Annotated in this window: 6 protein-coding genes; all 6 read left to right on the forward strand. The window is 64.9% G+C overall.

What is annotated here, in order from left to right; translation table 11 throughout:
• The coding region (locus EOA29_RS21505) for a cyanophycin synthetase (RefSeq protein ID WP_281061101.1) at positions 1-647 on the forward strand (647 nt) is incomplete at its 5' end.
• Positions 644-2,077: a UDP-N-acetylmuramoylalanyl-D-glutamyl-2,6-diaminopimelate--D-alanyl-D-alanine ligase gene (locus EOA29_RS21510; protein ID WP_126093084.1), complete on the forward strand. Its 1,434-nt coding sequence runs from the start codon at positions 644-646 to the stop codon at positions 2,075-2,077. The genes EOA29_RS21505 and EOA29_RS21510, both read left to right, overlap by 4 nt.
• 26 nt (positions 2,078-2,103) lie before the next feature.
• The gene (gene mraY, locus EOA29_RS21515; protein ID WP_066990736.1) at positions 2,104-3,186 is read left to right on the forward strand and encodes a phospho-N-acetylmuramoyl-pentapeptide-transferase; all 1,083 of its coding nucleotides are present in this window, start codon (positions 2,104-2,106) and stop codon (positions 3,184-3,186) included.
• An 8-nt stretch (positions 3,187-3,194) separates the two neighbouring features.
• Entirely contained in the window at positions 3,195-4,595 is a 1,401-nt protein-coding gene (murD, locus tag EOA29_RS21520; RefSeq protein ID WP_126093085.1) for a UDP-N-acetylmuramoyl-L-alanine--D-glutamate ligase, read from the forward strand.
• Entirely contained in the window at positions 4,595-5,746 is a 1,152-nt protein-coding gene (gene ftsW, locus EOA29_RS21525) for a putative lipid II flippase FtsW (protein WP_126093086.1), read from the forward strand. The genes murD and ftsW overlap by 1 nt, the downstream gene beginning before the upstream one ends.
• 6 nt (positions 5,747-5,752) lie before the next feature.
• On the forward strand, positions 5,753-6,319 hold a 567-nt coding region (locus tag EOA29_RS21530; protein WP_189478953.1), incomplete at its 3' end, for a glycosyltransferase.

The following is a 6,319-nucleotide window of genomic DNA, read 5'->3' on the forward strand; positions in this document are numbered from 1 at the left end:
AGCATGAACGGCGCCGTCAGCGCGCCGAGGTTGAAGTCGACGGCGTCCTCCACGAAATCGACCTGCCGCTCGCCGGCGATTTCCAGATCGCCAACGCGCTGGTTTCAGCCGGCCTCGCCATCTCGACTGGAACATCCGTCGGTAAGGCTTTGGCGGCATTGGAGAAACTGAAAGGCGCGCCGGGGCGGCTCGACCTCGTCGGCACGACGGCGGCCGGGGCTCCTGTCTATGTCGACTACGCGCACAAGCCGGATGCGCTGGAAAACGTGCTGACCTCGGTTCGCCCTTTCACCACGGGCCGCGTGGTCGTAGTTTTCGGCTGCGGCGGCGATCGCGATCGCGGCAAACGGCCGATCATGGGCGAGATCGCGACCAGGCTCGCCGATGTCGTCATCGTCACTGACGACAATCCGCGCACGGAAATTCCCGAAACCATCCGGGCGGCCATCCTTGCCGCGGCGCCCGGCGCCATCGAAATCGGCGACCGGCGCAAGGCGATCCATGAGGCGGTTGCCATGCTTCACGCCGGCGATACGCTGATCGTCGCAGGCAAAGGACATGAGGAAGGCCAGACCATCGGCACCGAAACCTTCCACTTCTCCGACCATGAGGAAGTGCGCGAGGCGCTGCAGGAGCGCGCTGCATGAACCTGCTCTGGACGTCGGAGGCTCTCGTCGAAGCCATGGGTGGCAGGCCGATCGGCACGCTGCCGGAAGGCATCACCGGCATCTCCATCGACAGCCGCAGCCTTGAGCCCGGCGATGCTTTCTTCGCCATCAAGGGCGAGACGATGGACGGCCACGATTTCGCGACCGCGGCGGTGAAGGCGGGTGCTGCCGTGCTGGTCGTCGCCGAGGGCAAGCTGCCGTCGCTCGGCCGTCTGACGGCGCCGATGATCGTGGTGCAGGATGTGCTCGCGGCATTGGAAAAGCTCGGCGTCGCCGCGCGCGCCCGCTCAAGGGCGAAGATCATCGCGGTGACCGGCTCGGCCGGCAAGACGACCACCAAGGAGGCGCTGCGGCATGTGCTGTCGGCAGTCGGCAAGGTGCATGCCTCGGCGCAGTCGTTCAACAACCACTGGGGCGTGCCGCTGACCTTGGCGCGCATGCCGGAAGCTTGCGATTACGCGGTCTTCGAGATCGGCATGAATCATCCCGGCGAGATCAGGCCGCTGGTCAAGATGGTGAGGCCGCATGTCGCGATCGTGACGCTGATTGCCGCCGCCCATCTCGGCTTCTTCAAGAATCTCGACGAGATCGCCATGGCCAAGGCCGAGATTTTCGAGGGGGTGGAGCCCGGCGGTGGCGCGCTGCTCAACCGCGACGACCCGCGCTGGAAGCTGCTCGGGAAAATGGCGAAAGAGGCCGGTGTCGAGCATGTCTTCGGCTTCGGCGAAAACGTCCGCTCGGCCTTCCGCCTTGCGGGCTGCGAGCTTCATGCCGACCATTCCGACATCGTCGTCAAGATCGGCAAAAAGGACGTAACCGCCCGCGTCGGGGCGCCTGGCCGGCACATCGTGCAGAATGTGCTTGCGGTGCTCGGTGCTGCGCAACTCGTTGGCGCCGATCTCGACAAGGTGGCGGCGGCGCTCGCCGATCTCTCAGCCGAGCGCGGGCGGGGCAGGCGCCACATATTGCGTCATCCGAACGGCCCGATCACGCTGATCGACGAGAGCTACAATGCCAACCCGGCGTCGATGGCGGCAGCCATGGCGCTGCTCAACGCCACGCCTGTCTCGGGCGAGGGCAGACGCATCGCCGTGCTTGGCGACATGCTGGAACTCGGCGGCCACTCCGCGAAACTCCATGCGGCGCTCGCCGAGCTCATCGTCGGTACCGGGACGCGCAACGTCTTTCTCGGCGGTCCGGAGATGCGGGCGCTGGCCGACGTTTTGCCCTCCGATGTGGAAACCGAATACCGGGCAGGCGCAGAAGAACTGAAGCCGGTCGTGATGTCGGCAATCAGGCCGGGCGACGTGGTGATGGTCAAATCGTCGAAAGGCATCGGGTTTTCAAAGCTGGTCGAGGCATTGCTCGGCAAATTTCCGGCGGAAGCCACAACCATTGAACCGACCTGAGGTCGGGCTCCGGGGGACGGAAGCGCATGCTCACTTTACTCGTTGATTTCGCGGACAAGATCTCGGCCTTCAATGTCTTCCGCTACATCACTTTTCGCACCGGCGGCGCGCTGATCACCTCGGCGCTGATCGTCTTCATCTTCGGGCCGACGATCATCAATTCGCTGCGGTTGCGGCAAGGCAAGGGTCAGCCGATCCGCGCCGATGGGCCGCAGACACATTTCAAGAAGGCCGGAACGCCGACCATGGGCGGGCTGATGATCCTGTCCGGCATCATCGGCTCCTCGCTTTTGTGGGCGAACCTCTCCAGCATCTATGTCTGGGTGGTGCTCTTGGTCACCGTCGGCTTCGGCTCGATCGGTTTCTACGACGACTATCTCAAGGTTACCAAGCAGTCGCATCTGGGCTTCTCCGGCAAGGCGCGGCTAGCGATCGAATTCGTCGTCGCCGGCATCGCCGCCTGGGTGATCATGCACAATGGCCAGGCGCCGTTCTCGTCCTCGCTGACCTTTCCGTTCGCCAAGGAATTCCTGATCAATCTCGGCTGGTTCTTCGTGCCGTTCTCCTGCTTCGTCATCGTCGGTGCCGGCAATGCTGTGAACCTGACCGACGGGCTCGACGGCCTGGCGATCGTGCCGATCATGATCGCGGCGGCGTCCTTCGGCGTCATCGCCTATCTTTCCGGTAATGCGGTCTTCGCCGAATATCTGCAGATCCACTTCGTTCCCGGCACCGGCGAACTCGCCGTCGTGCTCGGCGCGGTGATCGGCGCCGGCCTCGGCTTCCTGTGGTTCAACGCGCCGCCCGCCGCGATCTTCATGGGCGACACCGGATCGCTGGCCATGGGCGGCCTGATCGGCACCATCGCGGTCGCCACCAAGCACGAGATCGTGCTGGTCATCGTCGGGGGCCTGTTCGTGGTGGAGATCCTCTCTGTCATCATCCAGGTCGGCTACTTCAAGATGACCGGCAAGCGCGTCTTCCTGATGGCGCCGATCCATCATCATTTCGAAAAGCTCGGCTGGACCGAAAGCCAGGTGGTGATCCGCTTCTGGATCATCGCCGTCATCCTGGCGCTGGTCGGCCTCTCCACCCTCAAGCTCAGATAGGATACCGCTTGATCCCCGCCGCATCCTTCTCTGGCAAACGCGTTTCGCTCTTCGGGCTGGGCGGTTCGGGGATTGCCACCGCGCATGCGCTGATCGCCGGCGGCGCCGAGATCCTCGCCTGGGACGACAATCCGGACAGCGTCGCCAAGGCCGCCGCCGCCGGGATTGCCACCGGCGACCTGCGCGCCGCCGATTGGTCGCGCTTCGCCGCCTTCGTTCTGTCGCCCGGCGTGCCGCTCACGCACCCGAAGCCGCATTGGGCGGTGGAGCTGGCGCGCGGCGCCGGCGTCGAGGTGATCGGCGACATCGAGCTGTTCTGCCGCGAGCGCAATCAGCGCGCGCCGAGCGCTCCCTTCATCGCGATCACCGGCACCAACGGCAAGTCCACGACGACGGCGCTGACGGCGCACATACTGAAATCAGCCGGACGTGATACCCAAATGGGCGGCAATATCGGCCGCGCCGTCATGACGCTCGATCCGCCGGAACCCGAGCGGCACTATGTGGTGGAGTGTTCCTCCTACCAGATCGATCTCGCGCCCTCGATCAATCCGACCGCCGGCATCCTGCTCAACCTGACGCCCGACCATCTCGACCGTCACGGCACGATGGCGCATTACGCCTCGATCAAGGAAAGGCTGGTCGCCGGCAGCGACACCGCCATCATCGGCGTTGACGATTCCTGGTGCGCCCAGATCGCCGACCGGCTGGAGCGAGCCGGAAAGCAAGTGATCCGCATCTCCAAGCGCCTGCCGCTGACCGACGGCTATTTCGCCGACGGCACCGATCTGATGGAGGCCATGAACGGCCGCTACAGCCGTGTCGCCTTCCTCGAGGGCATCGGCTCGCTACGCGGCCAGCACAATGCACAGAACGCGCTTGCCGCCGTGGCGGCCTGCCTCAGGGTCGGGCTGGAGCTCGGCGAGATCCAGGCGGGGCTGGAGAGCTTTCCCGGACTGGCGCACCGCATGGAACAGGTAGGCCGCAAGGACCATGTCCTGTTCATCAACGATTCCAAGGCAACCAATGCCGATGCGGCGGCACCGGCGCTGTCGAGCTTCAACCGCATCTACTGGATCGCCGGCGGCCTGCCCAAGGAAGGCGGCATCGAGCCGTTGCGCGGCTTCTTCCCGCGCATCGCCAAGGCCTATCTGATCGGCGAGGCGGCGCCCGCCTTTTCCGCCACGCTGGGCGAGGCGGTGCCTTACGAAATATCCGGAACGCTGGCGGCTGCAGTCGAACATGCCGCCCATGACGCGGCCAGCGACACCGGTGGCGAGGCAGTGGTGCTGCTTTCGCCGGCCTGCGCCAGTTTCGACCAGTTCAAGAATTTCGAGGTTCGCGGCGAAGCCTTCAGGCAAGCTGCGACTGCTATTGATGGAGTGAAACCCATCGGAGGGCCACGTTGATGCAAAGCCGTCTCGACAAAAGTCCAGTCGCAACCTGGTGGTGGACGATCGATCGCTGGTTCCTGGCGGCATTCCTGTCGCTGATGGGGCTGGGTATCGTCCTGTCCTTCGCGGCAAGCCCGGCGGTCGCCGAGCGTATCGGCCTCGACAGCTTCCACTTCGCCACAAGGCAGATCATCTTCACCATTCCGGCGCTCGGCGTGATGCTGGCCGTTTCCTTCCTGGAGGCGCGGCAAATAAGGCGCATGTCGCTGGTGATGCTGGGCATCATGCTGGTGCTGATGGTGGCGGTGCTCTACATCGGAGTCGAGGTCAAGGGCGCGCGGCGCTGGGTCTCGCTCGCGGGCCTCTCCATCCAGCCGTCCGAGTTCTTGAAGCCGGCCTTCGTCATCATCTGCGCCTGGCTTTTCGCCGAGCATAGGCGCCAGCCGGATATCCCGGGCAATTTGTTCGCCATGCTGCTGCTCGCCCTGGTGATCTCGCTTCTGGTGGCGCAGCCTGACCTCGGCCAGACCATGCTGGTGCTGGGCACCTGGGGCGTGATGTTCTTCATGGCCGGCTTGCCGTGGTTCTGGATCATAGTCTTGGGCGCTGCCGGCGTCGGCGGCGTGTTCGCGGCCTACACGGTCTTTCCGCACGTCGCCGCCCGCATCGACAAGTTCCTTACCGGCGAAGGCGATACCTTCCAGGTCGACATGGGCCGCGAAGCGCTGATCAACGGTGGCTGGTTCGGCGTCGGCCCGGGCGAGGGGACGGTGAAGCGCGTTATCCCGGACAGCCACGCCGACTTCGTCTTCTCGGTCGCAGGCGAGGAGTTCGGACTGATCATGTGCTTCTTCATCATGTCGATCTTCGCCTTCATCGTGTTGCGCGGGCTGAGCACCGCGCTCAAGGAGCAGGACGATTTCACCCGCTACGCCGTCGGCGGGCTCGTCACCATTTTCGGCCTGCAGTCGGCCATCAACATGTGCGTGAACCTGCAGCTGATGCCCGCCAAGGGCATGACGCTGCCCTTCATCTCCTATGGCGGCTCCTCGCAGATCGCGATCGCCGTCTCGATGGGCATGGTGCTGGCGCTGACGCGTCGACATCCGGAAAAGCGCAAGCAGATGGGCTTTTCCTTCCCGCAACGCACTATCGCGGCGGAATGAGGCGAGATGTCGAAGGGTGTCATCCTGCTGGCGGCTGGCGGAACGGGCGGACACCTGTTCCCGGCCGAAGCGCTTGCGCATGAGCTGATCGAGCGCGGCTGGAAGGTGCATCTCGCCACCGACCACCGCGCGGAGCGCTATTCGAGCCAGTTTCCGGCCGTCGACATCCACTCGATCCCGTCGGCGACGCTGGGCTCGAAGAATCCGATTGCCATGCTCTCGGCCTTCTGGACGATCTGGCAGGGCGTGCGACAAGCGGGGCGGGTGATCGCCAGGATCAAGCCGGAGGCCGTCGTCGGCTTCGGCGGCTATCCGACGCTGCCACCGCTCTACGCGGCGACCCGGCGCAGAGTGCCGACGCTGATCCATGAACAGAACGCCGTCATGGGCCGGGCGAACAAGGCCCTGTCGAGCCGCGTCGATGCCATTGCCGGCGGCTTCCTGCCCGAAGGCGCAAGCGCTGCCGGCGCCAAGACGGTGACCACCGGCAACCCGGTCAGGCCGCAGATACTCGAGGCGGCAAAGACGCCATATGCTGCGTCCAGCGATGGCGAGCCGTTCCGCTTCCTGGTG

Origin of the sequence: Mesorhizobium sp. M1E.F.Ca.ET.063.01.1.1 (genome assembly GCF_003998155.1) — a bacterium.
GTDB lineage: Bacteria > Pseudomonadota > Alphaproteobacteria > Rhizobiales > Rhizobiaceae > Mesorhizobium.

Bases quoted from the DNA above. Each gene is read 5' to 3' on its own strand.
- ftsW (WP_126093086.1), top strand. From the start codon at position 4,595: ATGCAAAGCCGTCTCGACAAAAGTCCAGTCGCAACCTGGTGGTGGACG.
- EOA29_RS21510 (WP_126093084.1), top strand. From the start codon at position 644: ATGAACCTGCTCTGGACGTCGGAGGCTCTCGTCGAAGCCATGGGTGGC.
- mraY (WP_066990736.1), top strand. From the start codon at position 2,104: ATGCTCACTTTACTCGTTGATTTCGCGGACAAGATCTCGGCCTTCAAT.